Raw genomic sequence first — 15167 nt, forward strand, 5'->3', positions numbered from 1 at the left:
AATGATAAGCATACAGAATTGATTTTTAAATTTATCAGATCCAGTGCCAATAATTTTGTTATAAGAAATGCCAAGCACTTGAAACAGTACCAGTTAACCCTAAAAATTGTACGAAAAGCATGTGTTTTTTTCCTATATTGTGTAGGTACAATCACTTTCGATATAGGGATATAATTTATTTGCAGAAAATTTTTAAAAGTTAGGCAAGGGAAGAGAATGACTATTCAAACAATTGGTGTTGTAGGGGCAGGTTCTATGGGTTCAGGAATTGCGAACCTGGCGGCAATAAATGGATTTACAGTCGTTTTACATGATATTGAGGAACGTTTCTTAGACAATGCCATCCAACGTATGAATGGATTTATGGCTAAGAGCGTGGCAAGAGGAAAGATGACGGTAGAAGATCAACAAGAGGCACTCGTCCGGATTCGAACGACTACTCATCTAGAGGACATGAAGGAAGCAGATGTGGTTATTGAAGCAGTCCTCGAAAATTTAGAGTTGAAGAAGGAGATCTTCTCTAAGCTCGACCGAATCGTTGCCGAAGGAGTGATTCTTGCAACCAATACATCGTCCATGTCCATCACAGAGATTGCATCCGCAACGAATCGGCCGGAACGTGTAGCAGGCATGCATTTCTTTAATCCTGCACAACTTATGAAGCTCGTAGAGGTAGTACGCGGCTATCGGACAAGCGATGAAACCGTTGAAGAACTAAAAGCGTTATCAAAACAGCTCTCTAAAGAGCCAGTGGAAGTAAAGAAGGATTCCCCTGGCTTTATTGTCAATCGAATCATGATTCCACAATTCATAGAGGCAATAAAATTGCTGGAAGAAGGTGTCGCTTCCGCGGAGGATATTGACAAAGCCGTTACGCTTGGCTTGAACTACCAAATGGGTCCGTTTACACTCCAGGACTTTGCTGGGGTCGATATCGGCTACCATGTGATGGAGTATTTCAAGCAAGAATTAAATAACGACCAGTATGCTCCGCCTCTGCTTCTAAAACAGCTGGTCAGGGCAGGCAGGCTGGGCAAAAAAACAGGCGCAGGCTTTTATGATTATGAATAAAAAATGGAGGATTAAGCTATGAACTATGAGTTTTTATTATGTGAATTAGAAAATAGAATCGCAATCGTAACCATAAATCGACCGCCGGTCAACCCGTTGAATACACAAGTGTTCAATGAGCTCTCCCGTTTGTTCGATGAACTGGAAGTCAATGATGAAGTGCGGGCGATCATCCTCACAGGAAATGGGGAGAAAGCGTTTGTCGCGGGGGCTGATATCAACGAAATGGCAGGACTGGATCTTGTTGGTGTCAACAAGATGAACAAGGTTTCGCGGACGGTTTTTTCAAAAATCGAACATACATATGCCGATGATATGGATGGATTGCCTTGACATCCCGACCATCTACTATCTTGGAGGGACGTTCTTTGAGCCGTATCCGGAAAAAATTGAACAGCCAAAGGTTCCGGACAATTATACTGCTCAACGCTACGAAGGTGGAATGGTCCGCCCTATTTCGGACCGTTATGAAAAAAAAGCTCCTCTTGGCTCATATAAGTGGTCTGGTACGATGCGGCGATTAATGGTCTAAGCCGGTTTGAACCGGATGCCTTCGACGGCTATGCCGTTGAATACATTAACCCATCCAATGGGGAGACAGCGTGTCCAACCATAGCAGCTTGGATGCAAAAATTACCTGCAGGCTTTAAAGGAAAAGCCCATCGCCATACACATGCATCCGTTTACCACGTTCATGAGGGAGCAGGCTGCACCATTATCAATGGAGTCCGCTTTGACTGGACTAAAGGTGATTTCTTTGTTGTGCCGAACTGGGCATGGCACGAACACATAGCGTCAGAAGACAGCTATCTGTTCTCTACTAACGACCTGCCGATTTTAGAGAAATTTGGGTTAGAACGCAAGCAGGAATACGATTACCATAACGGACATCAAATGATAACAGGAGAATTCGAGCCGGCTCTGCCATGATCACAACCTGCAATTTATATAGATTGACTTTGGAATAAACTAATTATGAATAGTCTGATTTCAGTGTACAAATAATTATCAATAAAAATGAAATTATCATTTTTAACTTGCAATTAAGTTGTATTAATCTATTTCAAAGGATTATTTTAGCGGTGAAATGTAATTATATCGATAGAAACAGTCAGGCGTTAACTTTTTAGTATTTGTTAACGCCTGACTGTTTTTTTAGTTATCTTCTTTATCTGTGGGTTGTGATAAAGGGGAAACTCGTGGATTGGAGAGTCTCTAAGGAAGAAAACAGAGACGAAGTAAAGGTAATTAAGGAATAGCAAAAGACTGAAAGATAAGTCCTATTTTATCAGGCTATAAATGAATTGGATCAATAAAGAGATGATTTACATTAACTTAATATCGGATTAATGTGGGATTAATATTGTTGGATTATGATTAAACCGTAACAAACAGTAAACAACATTACAAAATTCCACATTAAGGGGAGATACTTTTTATGATTAGTAAGAAGTGGTACAAGTCGATTCAAGCTGTGGTGTTAGGAATGAGCGTACTAGGATTAACTGCTTGTGGAACGACAAAAGAGCCAGCTGCTTCAGTTGTTGAGGATCCCAACTCATTATCCTTAAATGAAATTGAAACAAAAGCCAAAAAAGAGGGCGAAATTAATAGTGTTGGTATGCCTGATTCATGGGCCAACTGGGGAGAAACGTGGAATGAAGTAAAGCAAAAATATACATTGAAACATAGTGATACAGATTTATCCAGTGCCGAAGAGATTGCCAAAATGGAATCTGAAAAAGAGAACGCAACCGCGGATATTGGTGATGTAGGGATTTCCTTCGGGCCTATTGCTGAACAGAAAAAATTAACAATACCTTATAAAACTTCTTATTGGAACGATGTGCCTGACTGGGCAAAAGATGACAACGGGGATTGGGTTGTCGGTTACCAAGGAACGATTGCCTTCTTAACGAATAAAGAATTAGTGAAAAACCCGCCAAAATCTTGGGATGACATATTAAAAGGTGATTATAAAGTAACCGTTGGAGATGTTCAGCGTGGTACACAGAACCAAATGGCCGTTCTTGCTGCTGCAATGGCTTACGGCGGTGACGAAAAACATCTTCAACCAGGAATTGACTTTTTTGCTAAGCTTGCCAAGCAAGGACGTCTTAGCTTAACGGATGCCAAGCCGGCAAACATCGAAAAAGGGGAAGTGGAAGTGGCCCTTGTTTGGGATTTCAATGCTATTGGTTATGCTGAACAAATCAATCGTAAACAGTTCGATGTTACCATTCCAAAGGAAGGTTCAGTCGTAAGCGGCTATGCTACGATTATTAACAAATATGCGAAGCATCCGTATGCCGCAATGGCAACTAGAGAATATATCTTAAGCGACGAGGGACAAATTAACTTGGCTAAAGGGTATGCCCGTCCCATTCGCGATAATGTAAAACTTCCGGAAGAAGTAGCGGATAAAATGATTCCAAAAGAAGAGTACAAGAATGCGAAACCACTTAAAGATTACAAAGCCTGGGAAGAAACGGCTAAAACGTTGCCGCAGCTTTGGCAAGAAGAGGTAGTAGTCCATGTCAAATAAAGTAATCGCTATTGTTGTGGATGGGATGAGATACGATAAAGCCTGTGAAACTCTCGGATTTATTCAACATCTTGTGGAAACCAATCAGGCAGCACTATACAAGGTTAAATCGGAGCTGCCAAGTTTATCACGTCCATTATATGAAGTGTTACTAACTGGTACACCTGCATCAGTGAACGGAATTACGTCCAATCAAGCCGTTCGTCTATCTACTGAGAAAAGTCTTTTTCATCTCACGAAAGAAAACGGCTTAAGAAACGGAACGGTATCGTATTACTGGGTAAGCGAACTTTATAATCGTGCGCCATTCCATTTTATTGAAGATCGTGAACAAGAGAACGAGTCTAAGCCGATTCAATATGGAAAATTCTATTGGGACGATGACTATCCAGATAGTCATGTGTTAATGGATGCTGAAGCCTTGCGCAGAAAGTATGACCCACACTTTTTATATATTCATCCGCTCGGTGTCGATGTAAAAGGAGAAGCATTCGGTTCAGAATCGAAAGAATATCGTGAACAAGTCTTAAAAATGGGCAGCTTGTTGGCACAACTTTTGCCGATTTGGATGAAAGAAGGGTATCACATTTTAATTACGTCTGATCATGGCATGAGTGAATATGGTAATCACGGCGGCATCACAGATGGTGAACGTGATGTACCACTCTTTATCATCAGTCCAAAAGTGGAGCCTGGCGTTCACAGTGAGGTCGTTCCGCAATTGGCTTTTGCACCGCTTGTTTGTGAACTGTTAGAGATTGAGCCGTCCGATAAAATGGTGAACTATTCACTGCCAGGACTTAAGAGGAAAATGACCGTTTAAAGAAAGTACCGTATTTAGAAAAATGAAGGCTACTGGGAATTGGTTTAACGTACGTACGATAGAACCAATTCCCCCATTGTTAGCAAATATAGAGGAGCGAGAAGTCTTGAGAAAAATTAAAAAGCAAAAATTTTACTTATTAGCTCTCTTACTGCCATTTATTTTGTTTGTGATTGGGTTTGAAATAGGACCACTAGTGGCCATGTTGAAGGATAGTTTTTATGCAGACGATGGAATTCAAGTGACGATTCAACAATACCTAACCATATTTAAGAGTAAATTTTATTTACAAGCCATTCAAAATAGCCTTGTCATTTCGTTGTTCTCTGCTGTTATTTCTGTGATTATCGCGGTAATTGCGGCATATTCGTTTACAAAGTTCTCACAAAAAATACAAAATCGCTTACTGATGATTGCTAATATGACTTCGAACTTTGAAGGAATTCCGCTTTCCTTTTCCTATATTATTTTACTTGGAAACAATGGATTGTTTACACTGCTTTTTTCTAAGCTTGGTTTGGATGTATTTGCAGACTTTAATTTATATTCTTGGACAGGTCTCATTTTGGTTTATATTTATTTCCAGATTCCGCTTGCTGTTATGCTTATATACCCATCCTATCAGGGAATTAAAAAGCAATGGAAAGAAGCTTCTTCCTTATTAGGTGGATCGACCTTATCCTTTTGGCGCCACATCGGGATCCCGGTTCTTTTACCTAGCATTGCTGGTACATTTAGTATTTTGTTTGCGAATGCAATGGGAGCTTATGCGACAGCCTATGCACTTGTCGGAAGCAACTATAATTTATTATCATTACAAATTGCCTCTTTAGTATCGAGTGACGTTACCTTAAATCCGCAGTTGGGTAGTGCGATGGGTGTTCTTCTAGCAGCGACCATGATCGGGGCGATGTGGTTCAATGAACGAATGATGCGTCGAATTAGGAGGGATTTACGATGAAGTCTTCATTAGTGTTTCATAAAGTAATCGTGGGATTACTTGTTATCTATTTATTAATCCCGCTATTAGGAACGTTTTTATTCTCGATGGCTGGAAAATGGGATCATACGATTCTACCAGAGAGTTATACGTTGAAATGGTATATCGAATTATTTCAAGATGAACGGTTTTATCTGGCTTTACAACACACGCTGTTTTTAATTGTCGTGACGGTTGGTCTTAGTGTGGTAATTATGCTTCCAACGATTTTTATCATCACTGTCTATTTTGGTAAATGGGAAAAATGGCTTCAAGCAGCCGCGATGCTTCCTTATGGCATTCCACCCATTGTTGGTGCTGTGGGGTTAATCAAAGTATATTCAGATGGACCGATTCAAATTGCCGGAACACCATGGATTTTAGTTGGTGCTTATTTCATCACAATTCTGCCATTTATGTACCAAGGTATTCGCAACAGCCTTCGTACGGTGAATGCGGTCCAGCTTGTCGATGCGGCCGAATTACTTGGAGCCACAAAATTCCAAGCGTTTCGGACAGTGGTGTTTCCCAATATTATCTCTGGTATTTTAGTGTCTACGTTATTATCCGTCGCGCTTTTATTTAGTGAGTTTGCGTTTGCCAATTTGCTTGTCGGGGGCCGATTTGAAACGATTCAAATTTATCTTGCCGATAAACTCAACAGTAGTGGTCACTTAACTAGTGCCATTGTAATTACGTATTACTCTATCATTTTACTATTAACGGGGACTGTATTAAAACTTACGTTTAGAAAAGAGAAAGCTCCTGTCTTTTTTAATAAGAAACGATCTCTAAAATTTTTAAAGAAATCATACCGTCAAAAAAATACAGCTTTAGAAGGTGAAAATTCATGAGCTATGTAACGATTGATCAAGTGACGAAGGGTTATAATCAACAAGTCGTGTTAGAAAATATTTCATTGACTTTAAAAAAGGGAGAATTTGCGACCCTTCTGGGACAAAGCGGGTGCGGAAAAAGCACCTTATTACGATCCATTGCCGGACTTGAAGATGTGGATGCAGGAAGTATCTTCATTGATGGAAAAGATATTACTCATTTATCACCGCGTAACCGTGAAGTAGGTATGGTGTTTCAATCGTATGCATTATTCCCGAATATGAACGTTTTTGAAAATATCGCTTACGGTCTTAAAATGAAGAAGGCAAAGTATATTAAATCGAGAGTAACCAAGATGATTGAACTGGTCGATTTAATTGGAAAAGAACAGTCCTATCCTCATCAATTATCCGGTGGACAACAACAAAGGGTGGCACTTGCCCGCGCACTTGTTATTGAACCAAAGGTCCTGCTTTTGGATGAGCCGTTAAGTGCATTGGATGCGAAAATTAGAAAAAACTTACAAAAAGAATTGAAGAGAATCCAGAAAGAATTAGATATTACTACAATTTTTGTGACCCATGATCAGGAAGAAGCAATGACAATGTCGGATCGGATTTTTGTTATGAATAAAGGAAAAATTGTCCAATCCGGTTCTCCAACAGAAATTTATACCCTGCCAGCCAATACATTTGTGGCGAAATTTATCGGAAATTACAATGTTTTAAATATGGATGTTTTCCGTAAACTTGTTCAAAGGACAGAGTTAGACGGGAATGAAATTGCCATTCGTCCTGAAGTTTTACAACTAGTTTCCGCTAGTGAAGATAATTTGGATTTACAAGCGAACTGGGGTATTAAAGGGTTAATTAAAGATGTTTCCATGACAGGGAATGTTTTAAGATATGAAGTAGAAACAGAAGCGTCCGCTTTCCTTGTAGATGATCTTCATCATCAAGGTAAAATGTTTGAACAAGGAGCACAGGTTCACATTCTTGTACCAAAGAAAGAATGCATTATATTAGCTAATTAGAATGTACTTGCGCTTTTCTTAACAGATAAGAATGTATACAATTTTTACTTTGAGAATTGTCCAGCTCCAGGCGCCGGCTCGAGGTCACAAGCCAAGCCGTCCAAAAGGTTAAAAAGCAACCTTTCGGCCGGCTCGTCTTGTGCTTGTCGCCGCTAGGCGGGCGCCTTACGCTTTTCTTTATAGGAGGAAGAATGATGTCTGTTTTGCCAGAAGAAAGAAAGAATGAAATTTTAAAAGAACTGAACCAAATGGGAGCCGTAAAAGTTACGGATTTAGTGGAGCAATTTCAGGTTTCAGAGGAAACGATACGTCGTGACTTGATGCTATTAGAGGAGAAAGGACTTTTGAAGAGGGTTTACGGTGGAGCGATTAAATCAGTCTTTCCATTTGAGGAACCTCCGTTCATAAATCGAACAACAGTGAACCAGGAAGCGAAAGAGAAGATTGGAAAAAAAGCAGTCGATCTCATTTCTAACGGTGATGTGATCGTCATTGATGTTGGGACCACCATGCTTGAATTTGCGAAATGTATTCATGATAAAAAAGACGTAACCATTATCACGAACTCTCTTCCTGTTTCATCTGTATTGACCGAATCGCTTAATCAAAATAAATTTACCGGCCAAATTTTATTATTAGGTGGACAATTGGATCCGAAGCAGCAGTCGATTAGCGGCAGCCTTACTGAACATATGTTATATCAATTTAATATTGATAAAGCGTTCATTTCTGCTGGTGGTGTTTCGATTCAAAATGGGGTTAGTAATTATCATTTGCATGAATCAATGGTTTCACGGAAGATGGTCGAGGTTTCAAAACAAGTGATCGTGCTAACGGATTCCTCTAAAATGGGGGTCGATACCTTTTGTAAAGTTTGTCCTCTCGAAAAACTCGATGTAGTGGTTAGTGAGCAGCAGATTCCAGAGGCATGGAGGAGTCATCAAAAATTAGGTAAACTCAATTGGATTCAGGCATAGTCGATCTAGAACAGGACATATAGTGACGAAAAGAGGGGATTCTCTCTTTTTTTATTGGATTTTTAGTAAAAAAACTAGAATAGATGAATGAGTAAGGAGCTATCACATATGAGTTTCATTGCGATTGATCTTGATGGTACATTATTAAACGAACAGAATGAAATTAGTGAAGAAAATATAAAAGCAATTCAATATGCGCAAGATCGGGGTTTTGAAGTCGTTATATCCACAGGGCGGGCTTATTTTGATGTTCAGACCATTTGTAAAAGAGCCGGGATTGTTCCATTGATCATCGGGACAAATGGAGCAACCATTCATTCAAAGGATGGAAAGGTGCTTTCTTCTATTACGATTTCGAAAGTACGTGTCGAATCGATTCTAAAGTGGTTAGATGAACGGGATTATTATTACGAAGTGTTTACGAATAAAGCCATTTATACGCTTAAAAAGAGGAGAGAACATTTTTATCAAGAGATTCAGAGCTTGAAAGAAACGGATTTGGATACGGATCGGAAAGAAGTAGTGGCAGCAGCGGAAAGACAATTTGAACAGTTTGGCTATGTTCTCGTTGAAAACTATCATGATATATTGAAACAGGAGGAGGAATATTTTAATATTCTAGCCTGCTCTTTTGATCAAAAGAAATTAGCGGAAGGATGGAACCAATTTAACATGATTGATGAGTTGAGGGTTGTTTCATCTGCTGATCATAATATTGAAATTACTAATAAAAGAGCTTCAAAAGGAAATGCTCTTGAAAAATTGACTTTCATGATGAATGGCTCCTTAGAGCAGTCGATGGCAATTGGGGACAGCAACAATGATTTATCCATGTTCGAGAAAGTCAGACATAGTGTAGCGATGGGAAATGCGAAAGATGACATCAAAGCAGTTTGTACAACAACGACCCTTAAAAATATTGACAATGGAGTAGCTCACGCCATTTATCGATATATAGAGAACTTCGTGGTTCACAAATAAGTGTCAATGCCGAAGGAGAGAGAATTAACGGGTTCTTTTCTGGTTTTTTATATAAATTCCCTAAATTTTTGTTTACCAAAGTCTTTATTAGTAAAGGGGGTTAATTTGATAATTATGATAGAAACGAGAAAAGAGGAAATAAGTAACTTTTGCTAAAATAAGCTATAATAAGCTTTATTAAGATAGTAGCAGGAGTGACGAAATAAATGTATTTAACAATAGAGGAAACGGCTGATTATTTATCGGTTTCTGTACCATATGTAGAGAGTTTAATTTTACAAGGAAAAATACGAGTTTTGAATGACGGGGAAGGTGAAGTTTTAATCTACAAGGATCAGTTTAAGACACATTTTGAACAGCTTGAGAAATATAAAAAGTTAGTGGAGGAATTGGAGAATGAACCAATTCCAGAAAGTATCGACGTGAAGGATGAGGATTAAATAGTCGTGAGGTGTTAAATGTCTAATATATTTCTTAAGAGAGTGTATGAACCTTATGAGGGAATGGATGGCTGTCGAATTTTGATAGACCGGCTGTGGCCGAGGGGGATTTCTAAAGAAGCAGCCAGACTTTCTTATTGGTTTAAAGAGATTGCGCCGAGCAATGAGCTGCGGAAATGGTTTTGTCATAAACCAGAGCTGTTTGAGGAATTTAAAGTCAAATATCTAGATGAACTTCGTACCGATGAACAAAAGCGTGAGTATATCAGGCAAATTTTTGAGATTGCATCAAGTGAAAGGGTAACACTTTTATATGGAGCAAAGGATCCGGTCTATAACCATGCTCAAGTTTTAATGGATGAACTTACTGGATTAATGGAAGTGGATTTATAAAAAAGCAGTTGGGATCAAACGCCCCAACTGCTTTAGTTCTTTCTGAAACGTCCCATCACTTCCAAAGTTTGCGTAATGTTTACAAACGCCTTTGGATCCACTGTTCTAATGGTATGCTTCGTTTCGTTAAGTTCAAATTTGGTGATCACGGTAGTTAACACTTTTTTAGGTTTATGGGTGTATGCCCCTTCCGCATCTGTGATTGTGACTCCCCTAGCATGCAGCCGAATTAGTGCCTCACTAAGCTCCTCATATTTCTCTGTTACAATCGTTATAGTCAATTTATTCTGAGTGGTGTACACCATATCCACGGCACGGCCGGCAACATAAATGGCGATAATGGTATAGAGTGTAATATTCCATCCAAAAATCAGTCCGGAAATACCCACCACTAAAAGATTCATACACGTATTTAAAAAGCCAACCTGCATGTTCTTTTTTTTCGATAGGGATAGACTGATAATATCGGTTCCGCCAGTCGATCCTCCTAGGCGAATAATAATCCCAACGGCAATCCCGTAGAGTGCACCTCCTATGATCGATGAAAGAAGAATATCAGGACTAATAGCATGAATAGGAATAAACTTCATACTAAACGATAAAACAATAACAGCAAAACCAGTCAGCAAAACAAATCTTTTTCCCAAGTATTTCATTCCGAATAAAAATAATGGAATATTAATCGCTAAAATAATCCATCCAGTATTGATATGGGAAAAATGGTGTATAAAAAAGGCGATGCCTGTTACACCACCTGACGTTAGTTGATGTGGAATAAGAAAAGTATTAAAGGCAAATCCAAAAAGTATGGAGCACAGTCCAATGATGATCATTTGAAAAAGTAATCGAAACAAGCAGAACACCTCTATATATTTTTGTGCTTTTTACATTAAACACCTCTTTTTATTGTGAGTCAATTTAAAATGTTTAATGTCACAAAATTGTTTAAAAAATCTTTACTCTCGTTTTTTAATGATAAAACAAAAAAACGCCTTCTCAGGCGTTTTATATGACGTAGAGATACACAGTAAAAAAGTGTGCCAAGCTTCCAAGCATAATAAAAATATGAAAAATCTCGTGGAAGCCCAAATACTTCGTTTCTAAAAACTTTGGCTTTGCCCCGTATATGACCCCGCCGATAGTATAGAAGATTCCACCAAGGATCAGTAAAAACAAACCAACGGGGTTTAAGCTACCTGTTAATGGTGAAAAAACAAACACAATCATCCAGCCCATGGCGATATACAAGGCGGTAGAAATCCAGCGCGGGCAGTTAAACCATACCATTTTAAAAACAACTCCGCTTATGGCAACACCTGAGATAATCGAAAACAGAATGGCACCCGTTTTTCCGTTTAAGCTAATAAAACAAAAAGGCGTATACGTACCGGCAATCAGCACAAAAATCATCGAATGATCGAGTCGTCTTAAAAAGGCAATAACCTTATCGCGTGCAATAACCATGTGGTATGTCGCTGATGCGGAGTATAACAGGATCATACTAACTCCAAAAATGATGACGGCCGAGAGTACGAGCGGGGTTGGAGTAGTCATTGCTGCTTTAATAACCATCGCAAGCAGCCCCACAAAGGCTAAAATAGCTCCTGCTAAATGCGTTAATCCGTTAATCGGTTCCCGAATATAATTGTTCATTTAAAATTCCCCCTAACACATCATGTAGTTTTGATAACTACATATAATGATACTGATAAAATGAAACCTAGTCAATGCTTATTTCATTATGTATAATAAAAATATCTATTACAAACAGTGGGGTTTTTTTACGATGGAAAATATTAACCAAATTATTGATTCTCTTGGCTTGGAGACAAGCTTAACCTTGGATGAAATTCCTAACATAGATTTATATATGGATCAAGTCATTCAATTATTCGAAAATAAATTCAATGAATCGAAGCGGAATGAAGACGAAAAGGTTCTTACCAAAACAATGATTAATAACTATGCCAAGGGAAAGCTGATTTTCCCTATTCAAAATAAGAAATATTCAAAAGAGCACTTAATCTTAATCAGCTTGATTTACCAGCTTAAAGGGGCACTATCCATCAATGATATAAAAGTAACTCTTAATGGGTTGAATAAAAAGATTGTCAATGAAGAGTTGGATTTAGATTCTTTTTATTCGAGCTATTTGCACCTAACTGGACAAAATGCTGCCGACTTTAAAGTGGACATTGAGGAAAGGGTAAAAGATGTAAAAAAAGAAGTTATAGAAGCACAAAAAGAGAATTCAGCATACCTTGAGCAGGTGTTGATGATCTCATCACTTGTTCATATGAGTAATTTATATCGAAGAGTAGCTGAAAAGCTCGTAGATGAAATGGTTGTTGAAAAAGAAGGAAAGCATCAAAAATAAACTTTGGCGCTTTCCGAGTTTTCTATATTAAAATCTTGTACCTCTGACCCGATTTTGATTTTTTCAGAAGAGCAATTGCGTATTTTGATAGAATCCGCCCGATTCTCGCCCCCGTATACCTTGATAACGGCTCCTGCTTTATTAAAATCGGTAACTGAAATGTTATTGAGAATTACATTTCTTGCACGATACTGGAGGGCGATAACTGGATTTCCTTTGTAATCATAATCGGGATCGCCAACCAGTGTAAAATGGTTAACTACCACATTTTTATAGGCGGAAACAACCATCCCCCGCGGGGTGGAATCATTATATAATTCAGTGAAAATGGGTGAAATCGCAGCGAGGTTTACAGCCATAATATTGAATGCCGATTTAGATTCAGTATCAGTGATTTTGTGATGTCCAATATGGCGGAAGTTAAAGGCCCGATTATCATGCACAGAAATATGCCCGACAATTTGCACATTTGAGGCAGCTGAAGAATTTTGATGGGCCTTAATTTCCACCCCGCCAAAGCACCTGGCTGAAGAATTATTAACTAATAAAACATTTCGCGAACCATCATCCACTTCAATCCCATTGGAATTAGAAAAACCTTGCCTGTGTGACCGTCCGCTTGGATCGCACATATGGGAATTGGAAATAAAGATATATTCGCTATGGTGTGTCGTGATTCCGTCATCACCGAAGCCAAAGCCGGTTACATGGTCGAGCCAGACGTACTGACTGCCGCCGTGGGCACGGTACCCGTCACCGGCATAATTGTACAAGGTCGAGGAAATGTCGAAACAATGAAGCCCAGGGTTGATTCCTTCAACATCCTTGACCCAGCCATATGTAACATTTGCATATGTCAGGCAGCTTGAATGATTACCCCATGTACTAGTTTTTGCCTCATCACCGAGCCTCTCCACATTCCAATCCAAACTCATTCCTTTTACGAGCAAATGATGGTTGCCTCGCCCATGATTGGTGTTTGTGATTAGCCGGGTGCCCTTTGAAGCTTGGTCGTGGAGCTTAATCGTCGTTGTTCCTTTTCCTGACCCCATTACCCATGTCCATGACGGCAGGCGGATTTCTTTCGTTATAAACACTCCAGGTGGAACAATAACCTTTACTCGCCCTTTGCCGATTGCCTTTTTAAAAGCAGCTGTACAATCTGTTTTTCCGTCCCCAATCGCGCCATAATCAACAACATTGACTTCCGTTTTGATGTTTTCAATTAAACGGACGTATTCCTGATCCAGCTTGTCCTTCCAATCAGGAATCACCTTTCCTTCACCATCCACATGTATCCGTGCTGGTTCCAAGATCCGTGATCGCTTAGCTGTAAGGCGAAATAAACGTTCCTTGATTTTTTCTGAGAATGGAAGGGATTGTGCTTTTTCAAAAATCGGAGAATGTGGGGTCTGGCGGCATTGCTCAAATAAACGTTCCGTCTCTTGGATTGCCTCCTTCAAATCAACCTGTTTTCCAGCAATTTGCGTCAGAAGTTCATTATTTTTTCCGGGGTCATGGGTTTTATCGTATGTTGCCAATTGGCCTCACTCCTATTACAAGTATTATAACTTGTTCATGCAATAAAGGAAAAAGTACTCTTTTTGTCGAAGCTTATGTAAAGGATAAAGATGTTTATACTGTATGGTGAGACTAGAAGTACATTGGAAGTGGAGTTGGAAAAATGGGAACCACAATTAAAATGTTTGTCATTGCTGCGAGAGACGGAAGTCTAGCGAAAAAATTTTACGAGAGTCTGTTTAATTGGAAAATTACTGATGTGGGGCCATTATTGCAAATTTCTGGTGCAGGTTTAAGCGGTCACATTCTTAAATGGCCGCATAAAGAACATCCGACACATGTCAGCATGTATATAAATGTTGAAAACATTCAGGAATGCTTGGAAAAAGTCGAGCAAATGGGCGGTAAAGTGATTCTCCCGGAAATGGCGGTTCCAACAGGCGGATCGATTGCCCAATTCGTTGACCCGGATGGAATTATCATTGGCGTTTACCATAGCAATACCCATACTGAGACCCAAAGCAAAGCTGAGATTGATGTTAATCAAATTGGTTTCTTTGAAATTGCAGCAAGAGAAGGGCATCGTTCACAAAGGTTTTATGAGGCTATTTTCAATTGGAGGATTACTGATGATGGGCCGAACATGAGTATCTCTGGGGAAGACGCGGGGATAGCGGGCCACCTTTTCAATTGGACCCACGAGGAACCTCCTTATTTGACGCTATATATTAAAGTGGAGGACATGTCAGCTTGTTTAGAAAAAGTAACCCAGATGGGCGGAAAAGTGATCATACCTGAAACAGAGATTCCTAGCGGCGGTACATTTGCGCAATTCCTTGACCTAGATGGAAATGCGATTGGGATATATAGCGGCCGATAAATTCATAACATGTAAACCGGGACTTTTTTTAAAAGATCCCGGTTTTTTTTATAAAAAGTAAAACCAAATTTTGGCTGAAAAACGACATACTATTGAACACAGTATAGAGTGTGATCTACATAGATGTTTTGACTTAAAATCCAGGGGAATATCAACGTAGAATGCGTCTAGATCGATGTTTTAGCTTAAAATCCTGTAGAACCCCTATGTAGAAGGGGTCTACATAGATATTTTGGTTAAAAATCCTGGGAAATCCCTACGTAGAATGCTTCTACATAGATGTTTTGGTTTAAATCCTGGGAAACACCCA

The 15167-nt window shown here is 39.2% G+C and carries 15 protein-coding genes and 2 pseudogenes; 14 read left to right on the forward strand and 3 right to left on the reverse strand.

The genetic code is table 11. The features are described from left to right. The first annotated feature begins 216 nt into the window (after nucleotides 1–216). From V7150_RS00375 to V7150_RS00430, 12 genes and pseudogenes are all read left to right on the forward strand, one after another. A complete protein-coding gene (locus V7150_RS00375) occupies nucleotides 217–1071 on the forward strand; it encodes a 3-hydroxyacyl-CoA dehydrogenase family protein (protein WP_335512498.1) in 855 nt (284 codons plus the stop codon). Nucleotides 1072–1089: 18 nt separating this feature from the next. Continuing rightward, a pseudogene (locus V7150_RS00380) lies at nucleotides 1090–1371 on the forward strand (enoyl-CoA hydratase/isomerase family protein); the annotation flags it as partial. Between the two features lie 7 nt (nucleotides 1372–1378). Further along, a pseudogene (locus V7150_RS00385) lies at nucleotides 1379–2001 on the forward strand (cupin domain-containing protein); the annotation flags it as partial. Nucleotides 2002–2509: 508 nt separating this feature from the next. Next, nucleotides 2510–3616 carry an ABC transporter substrate-binding protein gene (locus tag V7150_RS00390; RefSeq protein ID WP_420490239.1) on the forward strand — a complete coding sequence of 369 codons (1107 nt, stop codon included), beginning with the start codon at nucleotides 2510–2512 and terminating at the stop codon, nucleotides 3614–3616. Beyond that, entirely contained in the window at nucleotides 3606–4439 is an 834-nt protein-coding gene (locus V7150_RS00395; RefSeq protein WP_335512500.1) for an alkaline phosphatase family protein, read from the forward strand. The genes V7150_RS00390 and V7150_RS00395 overlap by 11 nt, the downstream gene beginning before the upstream one ends. Nucleotides 4440–4545: 106 nt before the next feature. After that, nucleotides 4546–5400 carry an ABC transporter permease gene (locus V7150_RS00400; protein ID WP_335512502.1) on the forward strand — a complete coding sequence of 285 codons (855 nt, stop codon included), beginning with the start codon at nucleotides 4546–4548 and terminating at the stop codon, nucleotides 5398–5400. Next, nucleotides 5397–6272: an ABC transporter permease gene (locus V7150_RS00405; protein WP_335512504.1), complete on the forward strand. Its 876-nt coding sequence runs from the start codon at nucleotides 5397–5399 to the stop codon at nucleotides 6270–6272. Before V7150_RS00400 ends, V7150_RS00405 begins: the two co-directional genes overlap by 4 nt. After that, a complete protein-coding gene (locus tag V7150_RS00410) occupies nucleotides 6269–7288 on the forward strand; it encodes an ABC transporter ATP-binding protein (protein WP_335512507.1) in 1020 nt (339 codons plus the stop codon). The genes V7150_RS00405 and V7150_RS00410 overlap by 4 nt, the downstream gene beginning before the upstream one ends. A 194-nt stretch (nucleotides 7289–7482) precedes the next feature. Further along, nucleotides 7483–8265 (forward strand): DeoR/GlpR family DNA-binding transcription regulator, encoded by a 783-nt coding sequence (locus V7150_RS00415; protein WP_335512508.1) that lies wholly within the window; start codon nucleotides 7483–7485, stop codon nucleotides 8263–8265. Between the two features lie 108 nt (nucleotides 8266–8373). After that, nucleotides 8374–9246, forward strand: coding sequence for a Cof-type HAD-IIB family hydrolase (locus V7150_RS00420; RefSeq protein WP_335512510.1), 873 nt, complete (start codon nucleotides 8374–8376; stop codon nucleotides 9244–9246). Between the two features lie 206 nt (nucleotides 9247–9452). Further along, the gene (locus V7150_RS00425; protein ID WP_335512512.1) at nucleotides 9453–9686 is read left to right on the forward strand and encodes an excisionase family DNA-binding protein; all 234 of its coding nucleotides are present in this window, start codon (nucleotides 9453–9455) and stop codon (nucleotides 9684–9686) included. An 18-nt stretch (nucleotides 9687–9704) separates the two neighbouring features. Continuing rightward, nucleotides 9705–10079, forward strand: coding sequence for a DUF488 domain-containing protein (locus V7150_RS00430; protein WP_335512514.1), 375 nt, complete (start codon nucleotides 9705–9707; stop codon nucleotides 10077–10079). Nucleotides 10080–10111: 32 nt separating this feature from the next. Here V7150_RS00430 and V7150_RS00435 read toward each other — a convergent pair whose 3' ends face one another. Together V7150_RS00435 and trhA are read right to left on the reverse strand one after the other, a co-directional pair. Further along, on the reverse strand, nucleotides 10112–10933 hold the full coding sequence (locus V7150_RS00435; RefSeq protein WP_335512516.1) for a YitT family protein: 822 nt from the start codon (nucleotides 10931–10933) through the stop codon (nucleotides 10112–10114). Between the two features lie 151 nt (nucleotides 10934–11084). Then, nucleotides 11085–11732, reverse strand: a complete 648-nt coding sequence (gene trhA / locus V7150_RS00440) for a PAQR family membrane homeostasis protein TrhA (protein ID WP_335512518.1) — start codon at nucleotides 11730–11732, stop codon at nucleotides 11085–11087. A 133-nt stretch (nucleotides 11733–11865) separates the two neighbouring features. Between trhA and V7150_RS00445 the strand changes: the two genes are divergently transcribed. After that, nucleotides 11866–12456, forward strand: coding sequence for a DUF1836 domain-containing protein (locus V7150_RS00445; RefSeq protein WP_335512520.1), 591 nt, complete (start codon nucleotides 11866–11868; stop codon nucleotides 12454–12456). Here the strand turns inward: V7150_RS00445 and V7150_RS00450 are convergent. Then, a complete protein-coding gene (locus V7150_RS00450; protein ID WP_335512522.1) occupies nucleotides 12447–13997 on the reverse strand; it encodes a glycosyl hydrolase family 28-related protein in 1551 nt (516 codons plus the stop codon). The two genes, V7150_RS00445 and V7150_RS00450, sit on opposite strands and share 10 nt — an antisense overlap. Nucleotides 13998–14140: 143 nt before the next feature. On the opposite strand from V7150_RS00450, the gene V7150_RS00455 reads away from it, so the two are divergent. After that, nucleotides 14141–14857 (forward strand): VOC family protein, encoded by a 717-nt coding sequence (locus tag V7150_RS00455; protein WP_335512524.1) that lies wholly within the window; start codon nucleotides 14141–14143, stop codon nucleotides 14855–14857. The last annotated feature ends 310 nt before the right edge of the window (nucleotides 14858–15167 follow it).

It is taken from the genome of Neobacillus drentensis (assembly GCF_036965245.1).
GTDB classification, from domain to species: domain Bacteria; phylum Bacillota; class Bacilli; order Bacillales; family Cytobacillaceae; genus Neobacillus; species Neobacillus drentensis_G.